Here is a 15,178-nt window from a genome sequence, read left to right on the forward strand (position 1 = left end):
CCGGCGGGGCAGGTCGCCGGTTTACTCGATAACCACGCGAAGCCTTCCATGGCAACGGTATTTCCGCCGATCACGATACGGGTTTTCCTGTGTTATCGTGCCAGAGAACCGAGAGGGGTTCGCGGCTCTTCGGGAACCTGTCGGCATGTTCGCGCCGCCCGCGACGGCTTCGGAATCCGTCGGCTCCGCGCGATACTGAGGGGAGTACCGGTGAGCTTGGCGAGTTTCGTTTCGCGTGGCGCGACCGGCGGGTGAAAGCCATGGGTGTCCAGCACGGCTTGCCCACGACGATGCGGGCGGTCCGGTTCGATCCCGTCACCGGGAGGCCGGGGCTGGCCGAAGTCCCGGTCCCTGCGCGACGGCGCGACGAAGTCGTGGTCAAGGTGGCCGCCTGCGGGATCCGCAGATCCGATTTGGCCTGGCTCGACGGTAGCGCCGACCCTCCCAGACCCGTCTACACGCCCGGACACGGAGCGGCCGGGGTCATCGCGGCGGTCGGAGACGACGTGCGGACGTGGGTCCCCGGCGACCGGGTGGTCGTCGCGGCGGGCCGGGAATGCCGCGACTGCCGCGAGTGCCGGCAGGGGCTCAATCCGGACAACTGCTCCGACCTGCGGTTGATGGGCGAGCACTACGACGGCGCGTGGGCCGAATACCTGGTCACGTCGGCGACGGCGTTGGTCGCGGTCCCCGGGGCCATCCCGCTGGAACAGGCGGCGGTGCTCTCCGGCGCGCTGTCCACCGCGTACGGCGCCATCGACACCGCGCGGCTGCGGCCCGCCGAAGCCGTCGGTGTCTGGGGTTCGGGGGGACTCGGCAATCATCTGGTCCAGTTGGCCCGGATTTGCGGTGCCTCGCCGATCATCGCACTCGACCGGCGCCCGGAAGCCCGCGAGGGAGCGCTCGAACAGGGAGCCGACATCGCTCTGCATCCGGCGAACAAACGCGTCGCCTCCTATATCAAGGAGATCACGAAGGGCCGGGGGCTGGACGTGGCTTTCGATTTCAGCGGCCGCGATTCCACCTTCGCCCAGGCGCATGCGGCCCTCAGCGCGCGAGGACGTCTGGTGCTGGTGAAGACGGCTCCGGAGGGTTCCTTGGTCACGCGGATGTTCGCCGGGGGAGAGGAAGGCCGGACCGTCCTCTCGCACACCGGATACCGCGTCCGCCACCTGAGGGACCTGGTCGAACTCACCGAGCGCGGGCGGCTGGACGTCTCCGCTTCCATCAGCGCGATCCTTCCGCTGACGCGGATAGCGGAAGGACTCGCCAAGGTGCGCGAGTATGGGGACAATCCGCTCCGGTTGCTCCTTCGGCCCTGAACCGGGATCACCGCTCCGCAGGGCAGAAAATCCGTGACTTGGGGGACTTGACCCGGCGCGCTCGGACACCTTCCGCGCCGAGCCTCGTGTTGCCCGGCGCGTCTGGACTTGTGCCCTTCTGTCCCGACTTCCCGGAAAGCGCTTTGCTCCGGACGGCCGGGAACGCAGTGTGTCTGCGTACTCGTTCTCGGTCGTGGCGTATGGGAGTGTTTTGGAGCAACGGAAAGGAGCGGGGGCGAGAACATGGTCGGGCGAGATAGCCGAGTGGATTCGCCGCCGCATCGGGGAGGGTGAGCTGAAGCCCGGCGACCGGGTGCCGTCGATCCGGACGATCGCGGCGGAGTGGCGGGTGGCGCATGCCACCGCCACCAAGGCCCTTGCCATCCTTCGCACGGAAGGGCTCGTCGAGGCCGTCCCCGGCGCGTACACCATGGTCGCCGGTGGGCCGGGCAGGAGGAGCGGGCGCGGCAATTCCCGTGAGCGCGTCGTTCTCGCCGCGATCGAAATTGCGGACGAGGAAGGTCTGGACGCGGTGTCCATGCGTGCAGTCGCGGCCAGACTGGACGTCGGGACGATGTCGCTGTACCACCATGTGAAAGGCCGTTCCGAGCTCATCACCCTGATGGCGAACACCGCTTTGACGGCGATCGCACCCGTGGACACCGCCCTGCGCGGACGGTGCCGGCTCGAGTCGGCCGCACGAGCGCTGTGGACGGTCTACCGGCGCCACCCGTGGCTGACGAGGTTCGATCTGGGCGGTACGCGGGCGCTGTCGTGGCCGGCCGCGCACGGTGAAGGCGTCCCGCTTGAGCCGGTCGAGCAGGGCCTGGTGAGCTCCTTTCACCACCACGTCCTGCTGTGCGCGCTAGTCCGCGGCCTGGTAGCGGACCTTTTCGGCGACGGGCCGGCGTCGGAGTGCTTCGAGGGCGCTGGGAGGGTCTTGGCGAACGACGCGGATGGGCTGTTCGAGTTGGGCCTGCGTGCCCTGCTCGACGGGCTGTCCGATGGTGCTCCGGAAGAGGACTAGCGGTGCGCCCGACGCTTCGAGCAAGCGATCGCCGATAGCGCTGGCCTGGGCATTGAGAGATCGTGAAGTCCGATTCCGCATTCTCATGACTCACGGGGTACCGAGCGTGGGAAGGACACATGATGGAACCGGTACGTGTTGCGGTGCAGGCGACCGACACGATCATGCAAGCGGGCCTCGCGAGTTTTCTGCGAAGCCGCCCTGAGTTGGTGTTAGTGGACCGGAGCGAGCTGACCGAGCGAGACGTCCTGGTCGTGCATATCGACCGGATGACCCAGCACACGGTCGCCGATCTCCGGGGCGACGCCGTCACCGGTCAAGTGTCCAAAGTGCTGATCGCGGGTGAACTGCGGGAGAACGACATCCTGAGCGCGGTCGAGTGCCGGGTGGTGGCGGTACTGGCCAGGGCGCAGACTTCCGGTGACCGTCTGGTCGAAACCATCCTGTCCGTCGTGCCTGGACGCGGTCTCCTGCCGACAGACCTGCTCGGACAGTTGCTCGACGGGGTGCGGCGGCTGCAGCGCGATGCGCTCGTCCCGCGCGGACCGGACTCCGCCGGCCTCACGCCACGCGAAGTCGACGTCTTGCGGTTGATGGCCGAAGGCCACGACACCGTCGAAATCGCGGACAAGCTCTGCTACTCGGAGCGAACCGTGAAGAACGTGATCTACGGGCTGACCAACCGACTGAACCTGCGGAACCGTCCGCACGCGGTCGCGTACGCGATGCGTGCCGGAGTGATCTGACGTTGTTTCGGGTGGCGTCGCGGGTGGCGTCCTGAAGGGAAGGACCGGAATGATTTCCGGCTTGCGCAAACGTGTTCTCGCGGTCGCCGTCCTCGCGGGCGTGGTGGGTGCCGGGTGCGCCCCGGCCGCGGACGAGGGGATCGAGCTGAGCATCGCCACCTTCGGCGAGTTCGGCTACAGCTCGCTGCTCAAGGAGTACGAGGCGGCTCATCCCGGGATCCGGATCCAGAACCGGGTCGCCGATTTCGAGGCACATCACAAGGGCATCGCGACCCAGCTGGCCGCCGGTCGCGGCGCCGCCGACGTCGTGGCGATCGAAGAGCAGTACATGCCGCAGTTCCGTCAGTCGGTGGACAAGTTCGTCGACCTCGCCGGATTCGGCGCCACCGACCTCCGCGGGCGGTGGCCGCAGTGGAAGTGGGAGCAGGGGCTCGCGAACAGCGGTGGCACCGTCATGGGGCTCGGCACGGACATGGGCGGGCTCGCCATGTGCTTCCGCAAGGACTACTTCGCCCAGGCCGGCCTGCCGACCGAGCGTGCCGCGGTGGCCGCGTTGTGGCCTACTTGGGAGGACTACGCGAAGACCGGGGATCTCTTCTCGGCCAAGGCCTCTTCGGCCAAGTTCGCGGACTCGGCGGGTGGCGTCTACACCGCGATCCTGAACCAGTCGCCGGAGAACTTCTTCTCCGCCAAGGACGACTCCTTCATCGCCGACCGGAATCCCGCCCTGCGCCGGGCTTTCACGATCGCCGGGCAGATCGGCGCGAAGGGACAGACCGCCCGGGTGACCCCGTTCACCCAACCGTGGAACGTCGCCATCAAGCAGGGTTCCTTCGCCACCATCGCCTGCCCGGCGTGGATGCTCACCCAGATCCAGGAAGCGGGTGGGCCGGAGAACGCGGGGAAGTGGGACGTCACCGCGGTGCCCGGTGGCGGTGGCAACAACGGCGGCTCGTTCCTGACCGTGCCCACCCAGAGCAAGCATCAGCGTGAGGCCTACGACCTGGCGAAGTGGCTGACCGAGCCGGCGCAGGAGGTGCGGCTGTTCACCGAGTCCAACATCCTTCCCAGCGAACCGGCCGCCTACGGTGCGCCGGAGGTGCTCGGGAAGACCGACGCGTACTTCAGTGACGCGCCCATCGGCCGCATCTACGCCGCGTCGGCCGACAGCCTGAAACCCAACTACCGCGGCCTGAAGGACGCCAAGGTGCGCCCGACGTTCGGCACGGCGCTGGGCCGGGTGGAATCCGGTAAGCAGGCACTCGACGCGGCTTGGGACCAAGCGGTCACGGAAGCCCGTGCCGCGGCTTCGTGACCGGGGGCTCTCGGCTCGATGGGATCGGCGGGTCACGCCGTTCCTCATGGTCATGCCCTTCTTCGCGCTCTTCGCGGTGTTCGGGCTGTTTCCCCTTTTCTTCACACTCTGGGTGTCGCTGCACGACTGGCAGTTGATCAATGGCGACGAGGGTTACGTCGGACTGGACAACTACTTCGCCCTGTTCGGTGACCCCAAGTTCTACAACGCCCTCGGCAACACACTCGCCTTGCTACTGCTCGCCACGGTGCCGCAGATCGTGCTCGCGCTGGGCGTCGCCGCCCTGCTCGACCGTCCGTTGCGCGCCAAGACGTTCTGGCGCTCGGCCGTCCTGCTGCCGAACGTGGTTTCGGTGGCGGCGGTGGCCTTGGTGTTCGGGCAGTTGTTCGGGCGCGACTTCGGCGTCATCAACTGGCTACTCGGCCTCGTGGGCGTGCCACCGCTCGACTGGCACGCACAGGGCTGGTCGGCGCAGGCGGCGATCGCCCTGATCGTCGTCTGGCGCTGGGCCGGCTACAACGCGCTGCTGTACCTGGCGGCGATGCAGAGCGTGCCCGCCGAACTGTACGAAGCCGCGGAACTCGACGGTGCTTCCCGGCTGCGGCAGTTCTGGTCCGTCACGGTGCCGTCGATCCGGCCGACGATCCTCTTCACCGCGGTCGTCTCGGCCATCGGCGGAACGCAGTTGTTCGTCGAACCGCAGTTGTTCGACACCAACGGCGTGGCGGGCACCGGCGGCGACGACCGCCAGTTCCAGACCATCGTGATGTACCTGTACGAGAAGGGGTTCGGGCAGTTCGACGCCGGTTACGCGGCCGCGATCGCGTGGGTGGTGTTCCTCGTCTGCGCCGCGCTCGCGGCGGGCTGTGTCGTCCTCGCCCGCCGGATTCCCGGGAGAGCGTGATGGTGCGACGACGGCGCCGGCCCGGCTTCGTGGTTTACGGTGCGCTGCTGGCGGTCGTGATCGGGTCGGTCTTCCCGCTCTACTGGTCGTTCGTGGTGTCCACCCGGGACGGATCCGCGATCGCCGAGCGGACTCCGCCGCTGATCCCCGGCGGGCATCTCCTGGACAACGTGCGCGAGGTCTTCGACAGGGTCGATTTCTGGCTCGCCATGCAGAACTCGCTCATCGTCTCGAGCACGGTGACGGTGTCCAACGTGGTGTTGGCGAGCCTCGCCGGATTCGCCTTCGCCAGACTGCGCTTCCGGGGCCGCGACACGTTGTTCCTGCTGCTCATCGGCACGGTGATGGTGCCTGCCCAGTTGGGGATCATCCCGCTGTACATGGTGGTGAGTGAACTGGGCTGGTACGGCGAACTGCCGGCGGTGATCGTGCCGGGCCTGGTGAGCGCGTTCAGCGTGTTCTGGATGCGCCAAGCCTGTGAAGAGGCCGTCCCCGCCGAATTGCTCGACGCGGCCACCATGGACGGTTGCTCGATTCTCCGGTCCTACTGGCACGTTGGCCTGCCCTCGATCCGGCCCCAGGCGGCCGTGCTGGGGATGCTCACGTTCATGGCTGCCTGGAACGACTTCTTCTTTCCGCTCGTCGTCCTGGACCCGCATGACAGCCCCACCGTCCAGGTGGCGCTGTCGACGCTCGCCAGCGGTTACTACACCGACTACGCGCTGATGCTCACCGGCGCGACGCTCGGGGTGATCCCGGTGATCGTACTGTTCGTCCTGCTGGCGCGGCACATGGTCCAGGGAGCGCTACTCGGTGGGCCGAGCTCCGGTTTCAAGCGATGAGAGGAACGTGATGGACGTGGCGCAACAGTACCGTTTCCCGCCCGGTTTCCGTTGGGGAGTGGGTACTTCGGCCTTCCAAGTCGAAGGTGGTGTCGCCGAGGGCGGGCGGGGTCGATCCGTCTGGGACACCTTCGCAGGAGTCGAGGGCAAGATCCACTCCGGGCATACCGCGGACGTGGCCTGCGACCACTTCCATCGCTACGAGGAAGATTTCGCGCTGCTGGCCGGAATCGGTGTCCCCGGCTACCGATTCTCGGTCTCGTGGCCGCGCGTGATGCCGGACGGACGCACCTTGGAAGTGCGCGGCCTCGGGTTCTACGACCGCATGGTGGACGCCCTGCTGGACCGCGGGATCACCCCTTCGCTGACGCTTTACCACTGGGATCTGCCGCAGGCGCTCGAAGACGAAGGTGGTTGGCCCGCCAGGGACACGGCATACCGCTTCGCCGACTACGCGGCGTTGGTCCAGGAGTTGCTCGGCGACCGGGTCGATCACTGGACAACCGTCAACGAGCCGTTTTGCGCGGCGTTCTTGGGCTACGGCACCGGGGTGCACGCTCCCGGGCGCACCGACGAGGTGCTCGCGATGCGTGCCGCGCACCACCTGATGCTCGCCCACGGGCTCGCCATGCAAGTGTTGCGCGCGGGCGCCAGGCCGGGCCAGGAGTTCGGCCTGGCGCTGAACTTCGCCCCGGCACTGGCCGACGTCGACGACGAGCGGCATCGCGAAGCCAGGCGAAAATTCGACGGCCTGCACAACCGCTTCTTCCTCGACCCCGCCCTGGGCCGTGGCTACCCGGAGGACGTCCTGGCCGACACCCGGCACCTCGGCGACTGGACGTCGATCATCCACGACGGCGACCTCGAGACCATCGCCCAGCCGATGGACTGGCTCGGAGTCAACTATTACGCCCCGGCCAGGGTGATCCCACTGGAAGACACCGATGCCGTGAGCAACTGTGGGTTGCCGAGCCTGCGCGGGATGGACGTGACCCCGCCGCGAGGACCGCTGACGTCGTTCGGATGGGAGCAGGCTCCGGATTCGCTGACGGATCTTCTCGTCTGGCTGCACGAGCACACGGGAGGCCTGCCGACGCAGGTCCTGGAGAACGGCGCCGCGTTCGAAGACCGGGTCGGGGAGGACGGCCGGATCCGGGACAGTGAGCGCGAACGGTACCTCCACGAGCATCTGCACGCGATCCTCGCCGCGATCGACGCGGGGGCGGACGTGCGCGGATACGTGGTCTGGTCGCTGCTGGACAACTTCGAGTGGTCACTCGGGTACACCCAGCGGTTCGGCCTGGTCAGGGTGGACTTCGCCGACGGACTGCGCCGCACCGTCAAGGACAGCGCCCGCTACTACGCGCGTGTCATCGAGAGGAACGCGCTACCTGTCTGATCGGAGAGTCCACGGGGAGTCCGGCGAGACCGTTGCGCGACTCCAGGCCGAGTTCGGCGAGCACGCGGGTGACATGCGCCTGCACGGTACGCCGGGGCAGCGCCAGCGCGGTGGCGATCTCCGGGTTCGATCGTCCCTGTCCCGCCAAGGTCGCGACCGCGCGCTCCATGGCCGACAACGAGGCCCAGCCCGCCGCCGCGACGGCTTTGTCCTGCCGTCCCAGGGTGATGCTGTACTTCCGTAAGCGCTGTTCGAGCGCCTCGACGTCCCATTGCGCGCCACAACGGTCCAGCCCGGCGACAGCGTCGTTCGCCGCCGCCCGGGCCTCGTCCAGCCTGCCTTTCTCGGCCAGCAGGACCGCGGCATCGCCCAGCGCCGAGGCCAGCTCGATCCGGCGGCCGACCTTGTCGTAATGGTCGACGGCCTGAAGCAGGGGCTCCGGCTCACCGGAGACGAGGGCCTCACACCATCGCGCGGCAGCGGTCGCTCTCGCGGGTGTGACCTCTTTCGCGGCCTCTTCCCGGCAGACGTCGAGGGCCTTGGCCGCGATGTCGTCGCCGCCCTGCGCCTTGGCCAGCCGGATGAGCCACGGAAGCCATTGGTGACGCAGCATCATCGCGGCGTACGTGGGGTCCATCACCGGGCTGAGCAGCGCGACGGCCTGGTCCGGGTCGCCTCGTTGTTCGGCCTGCAGAGAACGGGCGACCAGGAGGAAGTCGCAGCTCTCCCGCTCGGAGTCGGTGACCGGGATGTGCTCCTCGGCGGCGTAGAGATGGGCCGCGGCCTGTTCGGTCTCGCCGCGGCGGCCGTGGATCAACCCGGCGACACCGTGCAACAGCAGTGCGGCCGCACCCGGCTCGCGGTGGCCGTGGAAGGTGATCGCCGGTCCGTCTTCGGTGACGGTGTCCAGTTCCGCCAGCGCGTCGTCCCACTCGCCGGTCCAGTAGTCGTGCACGGCCGAGGAGACCTGAAGTCCATGGGGAAGCGAGTATTTCGCCGCCGCGCGCCGGGCGGTGCGCAGCGTCGTGCGCGCCTCGTCCAGCCGGTCGAGGTTCTGCAGGGTGAAAAGGCGGTTGTCGAGCAGGTCGAAGTAGAACCCCGCGTGCTCTTGATGTCCTTCGACAGCCTCGATGGCGTGCTCGACATGGCGCAGCGCGCCTTCGTGGTCACGTTCGATCGACTTGACGAGCCAAAGCGTCTGCAGCGCGTGCCCGATCGGATAAGGCTCGCCCACCGAGAGCGCCTGACGGTAGGACCGCAGGGCCTTCCTGGAGGCCTCTTCGAGGTCGTCGAGGGTGCCGCGGTCGAAGTTCGCCAGCAGGGCGCGGCGCCGTTCCCGCCAGATCGGCGGGGTCTCCGGGGAGTCGTTGCGGGCCAACAAGGTTATCGCGGTGTCCGGGTCACCGCGGCGATGCGCCATCGCCGCCGCGAGGTGGCGCATCTCCGCCGCCCGGTTCGGGTCACGGCTGATGAGCATGGCTTCCTGCGCCAGGTCGAAGGGCTCCTGATCGAGCCGGAACAGGACAAGGACGTAGGCGGCGAGCAGTGCTTCGCGGCGAGGGTCGTCCGCCGGGCATTCGTCCAGCACCCGGTGCAGAAGGACCGCGGCGATCGACGGGGCGCGGTTGGCGAGGGACTCGTGGTGGTCGGCCAGCCAGCCGATCACCCAGTCGTCGACCGCCGCCGGAACGGCGACGAGCTGCTGGGCGACGTGTTCGACCCCCGAACCGATCTCCGCCAGTGCCTCGGCGGCCCGGCGGTGCCACTCGGCCCGGATGTCGTCGGGGATTTCGTTGTACAGCGCCCAGCGGAGCATCGGATGCCGGAACGCCAGCTGCGTCCCGGTGTCCACGATGATCCGCATCTCCATCACTTCTTCGAACACACCGAGCAGTTCGGAGGGCATCTTGCCCATCGTGGCGCCCACTTGCGCCAGGCCGAACTCCATGCCCAGCACCGCCGCGCGGCGCACCGTCTCCCTGGAGAGTTCCCCGAGCAGATCCAGCGTCCGGGAAACCGCGTCCAACAGGGACTCCGGCGCCTTCAGATCCGTACCCGTCCGCACCCGCGCGATCCCGTTGACGACCTTGAGGGCGTCTTCGCGCATCAGCGCGCCCGTCACCTCGCGAAGGTAGAGCGGATTGCCCGCGGCCTTGGCGATGAGCGAGCACAGTTCTTCGCCGGGACGTGCGCCGATCAGGTCGCCGAGGAGTTCTTCGGCGGCGGACACGGTGAGCGGGCCGAGAGTGATCAATTCGAGCCCGCGTGCCTCTGCCGCCTGACGCGCCTGCACCAGTTCCTCCCGCCGCGGCACGGGGCGCGACGCGGCGATCAGCAGCAGCGGAAGCTGCCGCGTGGCCGCGGCGAGCCGGTTCCACATGAGCACGCTCGCCTCGTCGGCCCACTGCAGGTCGTCGATGACCATCACCAGCGGCGCGGTGGCACACAGCCGGTCGACGTGGGTGAGGATCTGGTCCGCGGCGGCGGCCACCGGGTCGGTGTCGTTCGCCGACGCGTCCGCGCCGATGAGCTTCGCGTCCAGGCCGAGGCATTCCAGGACCACTTGCAGTGGGAACAACTGCTCCAGTTCACTGGCCGCGGCCCAGGCGACGTGGCAGCCGCGCTCGCCGACGTCCGCGAGCGCGCAGGTGAGCACCTCGGACTTCCCGATGCCGGGTTCGCCCTCGATCCACACCGTCCGGCCACGTCCGTCCAGAACGTCTTCGGCCAGCCGCCGAAGAAGAGAGACTTCTTCTTCGCGGCCGTGGCAGACGGGCGACGTCTCGCCCCGGGCCTCCAAGGCGTGAGCGACCGGGCCGGGGAGCACCGACAGCGTCGCGACGGCGGCCGCGTGCTCGACGGGCGGGGCCAGTTCCGGATCGTTGACGAGAATCCGCTGGTGGGTCTCGACGAGCTGCCGTCCAGGTTGGACACCCAGCTCCGCACGCAGGATCTGGCGTGCGGTACGGAAGGCGTCCAGGGCCTCGGTGGTACGGCCACCGCGGTGCAGGGCGATCATCAACGACTGCCAGAGCGGTTCCCGCAACGGGTGCTCGCGCACGAGGAGCGTCAGTTCGGACACCAGGTCCTCATGTGCGCCCAAGGCCAGCAGTCCGGCCGCCCGCAGCTCCAGCGCGGCGAGCCGCTGTTCGGCCAAACCGGCGCGCAGCGACTCGGCATGCGGGCCGGGGACCCCGGTCAGCGCTTCCCCGCTCCACAGGGCCAGCGCGCGGTCCAGCGTTTCGACCGTGCCGGCGGCGTCGTTCTCCTGCCAGTGGGCGCGAGCCGTTTCACGTAGCCTGTCGAACTCGCCGATGTCGAGTGCGGAGGAATCGAGCCTGAGCCGATACCCGGCGGAGTCCGACACCAGCAGACCGTCGGTGGACCAGCGGGTCCGGCTCGGTTCCAGGATCCGGCGCAGCCCCGAGATGTAGGTGTGCACGCTGCCGTTCGCGCTGGCGGGCGCGGTGTCGCCCCAGACCGCCTGGATCAGCTCGGCCCTGGTGATCGGCCGGGTCACCGCCCGGGTCGCCAGCGCGGCGAACACGGCGCGCTGACGGGCCGGTCCCAGCTCGAGTTCGTCGTCGCCGAGCCAGGCACGCAACGAGCCGAGAGCCTGGACTTTGAACGGCTTTTCGCTCATCGGCGGGCCAGCTCACGGCCGCGGGCGAAACGCTGTTCCGCCCGCTGGACGTCAGCGATCGCGTCGAGTTCGTCGTAACCGTTCAAAGCGATCTGCAGCGATGCCTCGGCCTTGGCCGTGTCGCCCTGCCGGACGAGCAGCGCGGCGGCGTCTTCCATGGCCTGTGCCTCACCGAACCGGTTTCCCGCTGTCCGCAGGTACTCGGCCGCGGCGAACGCGGCCATCGGATCCCCGCTGAGCACGGCCCGGCATCGGAGCGCCTCCGCCCGATACCCCGAGGTGCGCTCACACCGCGACGTCGCCAGCTCGGCGACCTCGTACTCCCCGGCGTCGACCGCGATCCGGACCAGACCGGGCAGCCAGGGGCAGGCCGCCTCGTCTTCGAGCTCCAGCAACCCCGACAACAGGTCGAACGCGACCGTCGGCCGGTTTTCCGCCTCGGCGAGCATCGCGTTGGCCACCAGGATGAATTCCGTGCCGTCCTGCCCCGAGACCTCAGGGGGAGCCGAGGCCCAGACGGACATCAGGTGCGTGCGCGCGTCGTCCGGCCTGCCCTGGTGGGCGGCGATCACCGCCGCCACCCCGGTGATCCGCCGCAGGACCACGGACCGGTCGAGGGTGTGCCGCGCGAGGGTGATTCCGCTGCGAAGCCGGCGTGTGAGGTCCTTTCGCGGTGCCTCCCAGCGGCCGAGCCAGTAGGACTCCACGGGGTCGAGGGCGGGCATCGTCCGCTGGACGGGGATCAGGGCGGGACGCGGTCCCTCGGCGGGGTTTCCGTCCACCGGCCAGCCACCGGCCCGGACCCGGGTCAGCAAGGACTCGTCCAGGGCACGCCAAGCCGGCGGTAGCCGTGGCTCCTCGAGCGCCTCCTCGATGTCCTGCCCGGTGCGATCGGTGGTGCCCCGGAGAAGCCGCGAGAAGGCCAGCAGCCAGCGCATCTCCGCCAGCACTTCGGGATCTTCCGTCCGGGCGGCGACCTGGCCTGCCTCGGCGGCGAGGTCCCGGTCGAGCCAGAGCTTGATCCGCGCCGTCGCGATCCCCAGCGTTTCCCGGAGCGCGGGGGGAACGGTGCCGGCGGTGTTCACCCGCTGGAGCAGCCGCATCGTCGCCAGCGGAGATCGCGGCGCCAGCTGGTAGACCTCGCGCGCCAGCCAGGTGCAGAACCATCTGTCGACCGGGACCGGGGCGGCGAGCAACTGGAACGCCACTCGTTCCACGGGGGCGCCGACGTCCGCGAGTGCTTCCGCGAGTTGCCGGTGCAGAGCCAGCCGGATCGCGGTCGGAGTCCGGGCGTAGAGCGCCTCGCGAACCACGGGATGCCGGAAGGTGAGCTTGCCCCGGGTGCGGGTCACCAGGCCGACGGCCTCCACCTCGGCGACGACGTGATCGAATTCGGCCGCCGGCCTCCCCAGTGCGGCGGCGAGGTCGTCGCGCGTGAAGAACCGGTCAAGCAGGGCCGCCCACCGCAGCAATTCCGAGGCCCCGGCGGAGAGGAAGCCGAGGCGACGGCCGACGGCCTCCAGCGCGGGCTGGGGAACGACCGGACCATTCTCGGTCACCACGGTTTCCGGCGGCTCGTTCCCGTCCAGGGCACTGACGAGGTCGCGCACGAAAAGGGGGTTTCCGGCGGCGGCGGCCGAAAGTTCGAGCAGCGCCGGGCTCGGGGTGACTCCGGTGAGAGCGGTGAGGAGCTCCTCGACCTCTTGAGGGGAAAGGGGCGCCAGGCTGTGGAAATGGGTGTCCGTCGTGGAAATCCGGGCGCGCAGCGCGGTGAGCCGGTGATCGGTGGGTACCCGCCTGCTCGCCCCGACCAGCAGCAGCGGAAGGCGGCCGGCCTCGATCGCGAGTCGTCGCCAAGCTTCGAGGCTGGCCGGATCCGCCCACTGGAGATCGTCCATCACGAGGATCAAGGGGTGTTCACGGCACAGGGCCTTGACGAGTTCGACGACGAGCTCTATCACCGCCTCGGCCCCCGCTACGTCCCCCGCGACGAGAGTGCGGGCCGCACGCGCCACTTCCCGGCGGCGGCCGTCCGCCGAGTTCACTTTGACGTCGAGGCAGTCGAGCACGACCTGCAGCGGACCGTGCTGCTCCAGCTGATCCGCCCCGGAGACGGCGACCGTGTCGGCTCCGGCCCGCGCGAACCCTTCGGTGATCAGCGCGGATTTGCCGATGCCCGGCTCACCTTCGACCCAGACGGAGCAGCCACGGCCCTCATCGAGTGCACGCACCGCCGCCTGGATCCAGGCCAGTTCACAGTGCCTGCCGACGAGCGGTTCACGTAACTCGGTACGGGGTGCCGGAGCGGCGGTGACCGTCACCCGGGCGGTGGTGGCCTGCCCACGCCACAGTGCCGGGTCATCGGCGCGGATCTGCTCGTAGCGCGCGGTCAGGTCGCTGCCCGGTTCGACGCCGAGTTCGTCGATCGTGGTGGAACGAAGCCGCTCGAACGCGCCCAGCGCTTCGTCGCGGCGCCCGCATCGGTAGAGCGCGAGCAGGTGAAGGCCTTGCAGTCCTTCGCGGACCGGGTGCGCCGCGGCGACCGGCGCCAGTTCGGTGAGGACTCGCTGGTGCTCACCCACGTCGAGCATGATCTTGGCGCGGCGTTCGACGACCTCCAGCCGCAGTTCCTTCAGCCGTTCACGCTGGTTCTCGGCGTAGGGACCGGACAAGCCGGCCATCGGCTCGTCCTTGAAGAGTTCGAGCGCGTTGTCCAGTGCCGCGAGCGCGCCGTCGACGTCCTGTCCGCGCAGGCACAGCCGGGCCCTTTCGCGGAGATGCTCGAACCGGACGACGTCTATCGCGTCGGCTTCGACCCGCAGACAGTAGCCGGGGCCACTCGAAGCCAGTACCGCCGTGGCGTCGCGCAGCGTGCGCGTGGGGTCGAGGGCGGAACGCAACGAGGAGACGTAGGTGTAGATGCTGCCGTTGGCGCTGGCCGGTGCCTTGTCACCCCAGATCGCGTCGATGAGGTCCGACCGGGTGACGACCTGGTTCGCCTGGAACGCCAGTACTGCCAGCAGCGTCCTGCGCTGAGCCGACCCGAGCACGACTTCGTCGCTGCCACGCCATGCTCGCACTGGACCGAAGAGGTCGAGCTGCAAGCGCATCTTCGCCTCCGCGGTGTGCTCGCGTACCGAATGGGGGAATCGGGTAGTGCGGATCGACCAGGCCGTTCGTACCGAACCGGCTCACCCGAACGGCCTCGCTGATCTGTTCTGATGATCTGACGGTTACACGCTGTAAGCGAAACTCCTGGGCGAGAAACTGTGGTTGGACCCCAGGCCAGGCCCAAGAATCCGAAAATTATTCGCTTTTGGCCCGATGGTGTCAGTCGGCTGCCATGTCGAACAGCAAGTCGCCGTCGAAGAGCGCCCCGCCCGGGATCGGTTCGCGTATCCACCCGACGCCGTTCGCCGGGGTCGCGCCCTGGGGGAGGGGCAGATCCGTTCCTTCGTTGAACAGCCACACGCCGGCCGCTCGCGGGGTTCGTCGTTCCGGCGGAGTGATGAGAAAGGCCCACCACTGTTCTCCGTCGCCGCCACGCAGGCTCACCACTCCGCCGCGCACTCCCGCCTGCTCCATCCTTTCGAGCAGTGGTCCGCCACGGGTGGCGGACATGGCCACCGCGAGCAGATCCCGCTGCAGGGAAAGCAGGACATCGGTGTGGGTCGTCCGTACCGGCCAGCCGAAGTCGCTCCAGTAGTGCAGAGCGGCGTCGCGGACCTCGCGGTCGGTTCCGGCCAGGGAGAGTGCGGAGCTCGTCATGATCGGCACACCTTTCTCTTGCGGGTCCGGCGGTCGGAGGGGGGCAAGCAGAAGGTTGCCCGTCCCGTCTTCAGATTTTCTTGATGCCGGTCCAGTGGCCCCGTGACCTGATCGGGTGGTGCTGGCCGGAGTGGTGCGGTATGCGGGTGTCCGCCGCGAAGGCCGAAGCGCGATCGAGGGGTGCCGCTGTACCGCATACACGGATGAAATGA

The 15,178-nt window shown here is 68.8% G+C and carries 10 protein-coding genes; 7 read left to right on the forward strand and 3 right to left on the reverse strand.

Annotated elements, in window-relative coordinates; translation table 11 throughout:
• The first annotated feature begins 260 nt into the window (after positions 1–260).
• The 7 genes from ACZ54P_RS16175 (at position 261) to ACZ54P_RS16205 (ending at position 7,555) form a co-directional block, all read left to right on the forward strand.
• Positions 261–1,322, forward strand: a complete 1,062-nt coding sequence (locus tag ACZ54P_RS16175; protein WP_465462312.1) for a zinc-binding dehydrogenase — start codon at positions 261–263, stop codon at positions 1,320–1,322.
• Between the two features lie 169 nt (positions 1,323–1,491).
• A complete protein-coding gene (locus tag ACZ54P_RS16180) occupies positions 1,492–2,349 on the forward strand; it encodes a GntR family transcriptional regulator (RefSeq protein ID WP_465462313.1) in 858 nt (285 codons plus the stop codon).
• Positions 2,350–2,468: 119 nt separating this feature from the next.
• Positions 2,469–3,095, forward strand: a complete 627-nt coding sequence (locus ACZ54P_RS16185) for a helix-turn-helix transcriptional regulator (protein ID WP_465462314.1) — start codon at positions 2,469–2,471, stop codon at positions 3,093–3,095.
• Between the two features lie 49 nt (positions 3,096–3,144).
• Positions 3,145–4,410 carry an ABC transporter substrate-binding protein gene (locus ACZ54P_RS16190; RefSeq protein ID WP_465462315.1) on the forward strand — a complete coding sequence of 422 codons (1,266 nt, stop codon included), beginning with the start codon at positions 3,145–3,147 and terminating at the stop codon, positions 4,408–4,410.
• 46 nt (positions 4,411–4,456) lie between these two features.
• A complete protein-coding gene (locus ACZ54P_RS16195) occupies positions 4,457–5,314 on the forward strand; it encodes a carbohydrate ABC transporter permease (RefSeq protein WP_465462354.1) in 858 nt (285 codons plus the stop codon).
• Complete coding sequence (locus tag ACZ54P_RS16200) at positions 5,314–6,156, forward strand: carbohydrate ABC transporter permease (protein WP_465462316.1); 843 nt, start codon at positions 5,314–5,316, stop codon at positions 6,154–6,156. Before ACZ54P_RS16195 ends, ACZ54P_RS16200 begins: the two co-directional genes overlap by 1 nt.
• Positions 6,157–6,166: 10 nt before the next feature.
• On the forward strand, positions 6,167–7,555 hold the full coding sequence (locus ACZ54P_RS16205; RefSeq protein ID WP_465462317.1) for a GH1 family beta-glucosidase: 1,389 nt from the start codon (positions 6,167–6,169) through the stop codon (positions 7,553–7,555).
• Here ACZ54P_RS16205 and ACZ54P_RS16210 read toward each other — a convergent pair.
• The 3 genes from ACZ54P_RS16210 to ACZ54P_RS16220 form a co-directional block, all read right to left on the reverse strand.
• Entirely contained in the window at positions 7,527–11,198 is a 3,672-nt protein-coding gene (locus ACZ54P_RS16210; protein ID WP_465462318.1) for a BTAD domain-containing putative transcriptional regulator, read from the reverse strand. The two genes, ACZ54P_RS16205 and ACZ54P_RS16210, sit on opposite strands and share 29 nt — an antisense overlap.
• Positions 11,195–14,308, reverse strand: a complete 3,114-nt coding sequence (locus ACZ54P_RS16215; protein ID WP_465462319.1) for a BTAD domain-containing putative transcriptional regulator — start codon at positions 14,306–14,308, stop codon at positions 11,195–11,197. The genes ACZ54P_RS16210 and ACZ54P_RS16215 overlap by 4 nt, the downstream gene beginning before the upstream one ends.
• 220 nt (positions 14,309–14,528) lie before the next feature.
• Positions 14,529–14,966: a hypothetical protein gene (locus tag ACZ54P_RS16220; RefSeq protein ID WP_465462320.1), complete on the reverse strand. Its 438-nt coding sequence runs from the start codon at positions 14,964–14,966 to the stop codon at positions 14,529–14,531.
• Positions 14,967–15,178: the final 212 nt, after the last annotated feature.

The sequence above is a fragment of the Amycolatopsis sp. NPDC034160 genome (assembly GCF_055575355.1).

What these genes read in the sequence shown, in the direction of transcription:
- ACZ54P_RS16175 (WP_465462312.1), top strand. Translation starts at nt 261, where the DNA reads ATGGGTGTCCAGCACGGCTTGCCCACGACGATGCGGGCGGTCCGGTTC.
- ACZ54P_RS16210 (WP_465462318.1), bottom strand. Translation starts at nt 11,198, where the DNA reads ATGAGCGAAAAGCCGTTCAAAGTCCAGGCTCTCGGCTCGTTGCGTGCC.
- ACZ54P_RS16195 (WP_465462354.1), top strand. Translation starts at nt 4,457, where the DNA reads ATGGTCATGCCCTTCTTCGCGCTCTTCGCGGTGTTCGGGCTGTTTCCC.
- ACZ54P_RS16185 (WP_465462314.1), top strand. Translation starts at nt 2,469, where the DNA reads ATGATGGAACCGGTACGTGTTGCGGTGCAGGCGACCGACACGATCATG.
- ACZ54P_RS16215 (WP_465462319.1), bottom strand. Translation starts at nt 14,308, where the DNA reads ATGCGCTTGCAGCTCGACCTCTTCGGTCCAGTGCGAGCATGGCGTGGC.
- ACZ54P_RS16190 (WP_465462315.1), top strand. Translation starts at nt 3,145, where the DNA reads ATGATTTCCGGCTTGCGCAAACGTGTTCTCGCGGTCGCCGTCCTCGCG.
- ACZ54P_RS16220 (WP_465462320.1), bottom strand. Translation starts at nt 14,966, where the DNA reads ATGACGAGCTCCGCACTCTCCCTGGCCGGAACCGACCGCGAGGTCCGC.
- ACZ54P_RS16200 (WP_465462316.1), top strand. Translation starts at nt 5,314, where the DNA reads ATGGTGCGACGACGGCGCCGGCCCGGCTTCGTGGTTTACGGTGCGCTG.
- ACZ54P_RS16205 (WP_465462317.1), top strand. Translation starts at nt 6,167, where the DNA reads ATGGACGTGGCGCAACAGTACCGTTTCCCGCCCGGTTTCCGTTGGGGA.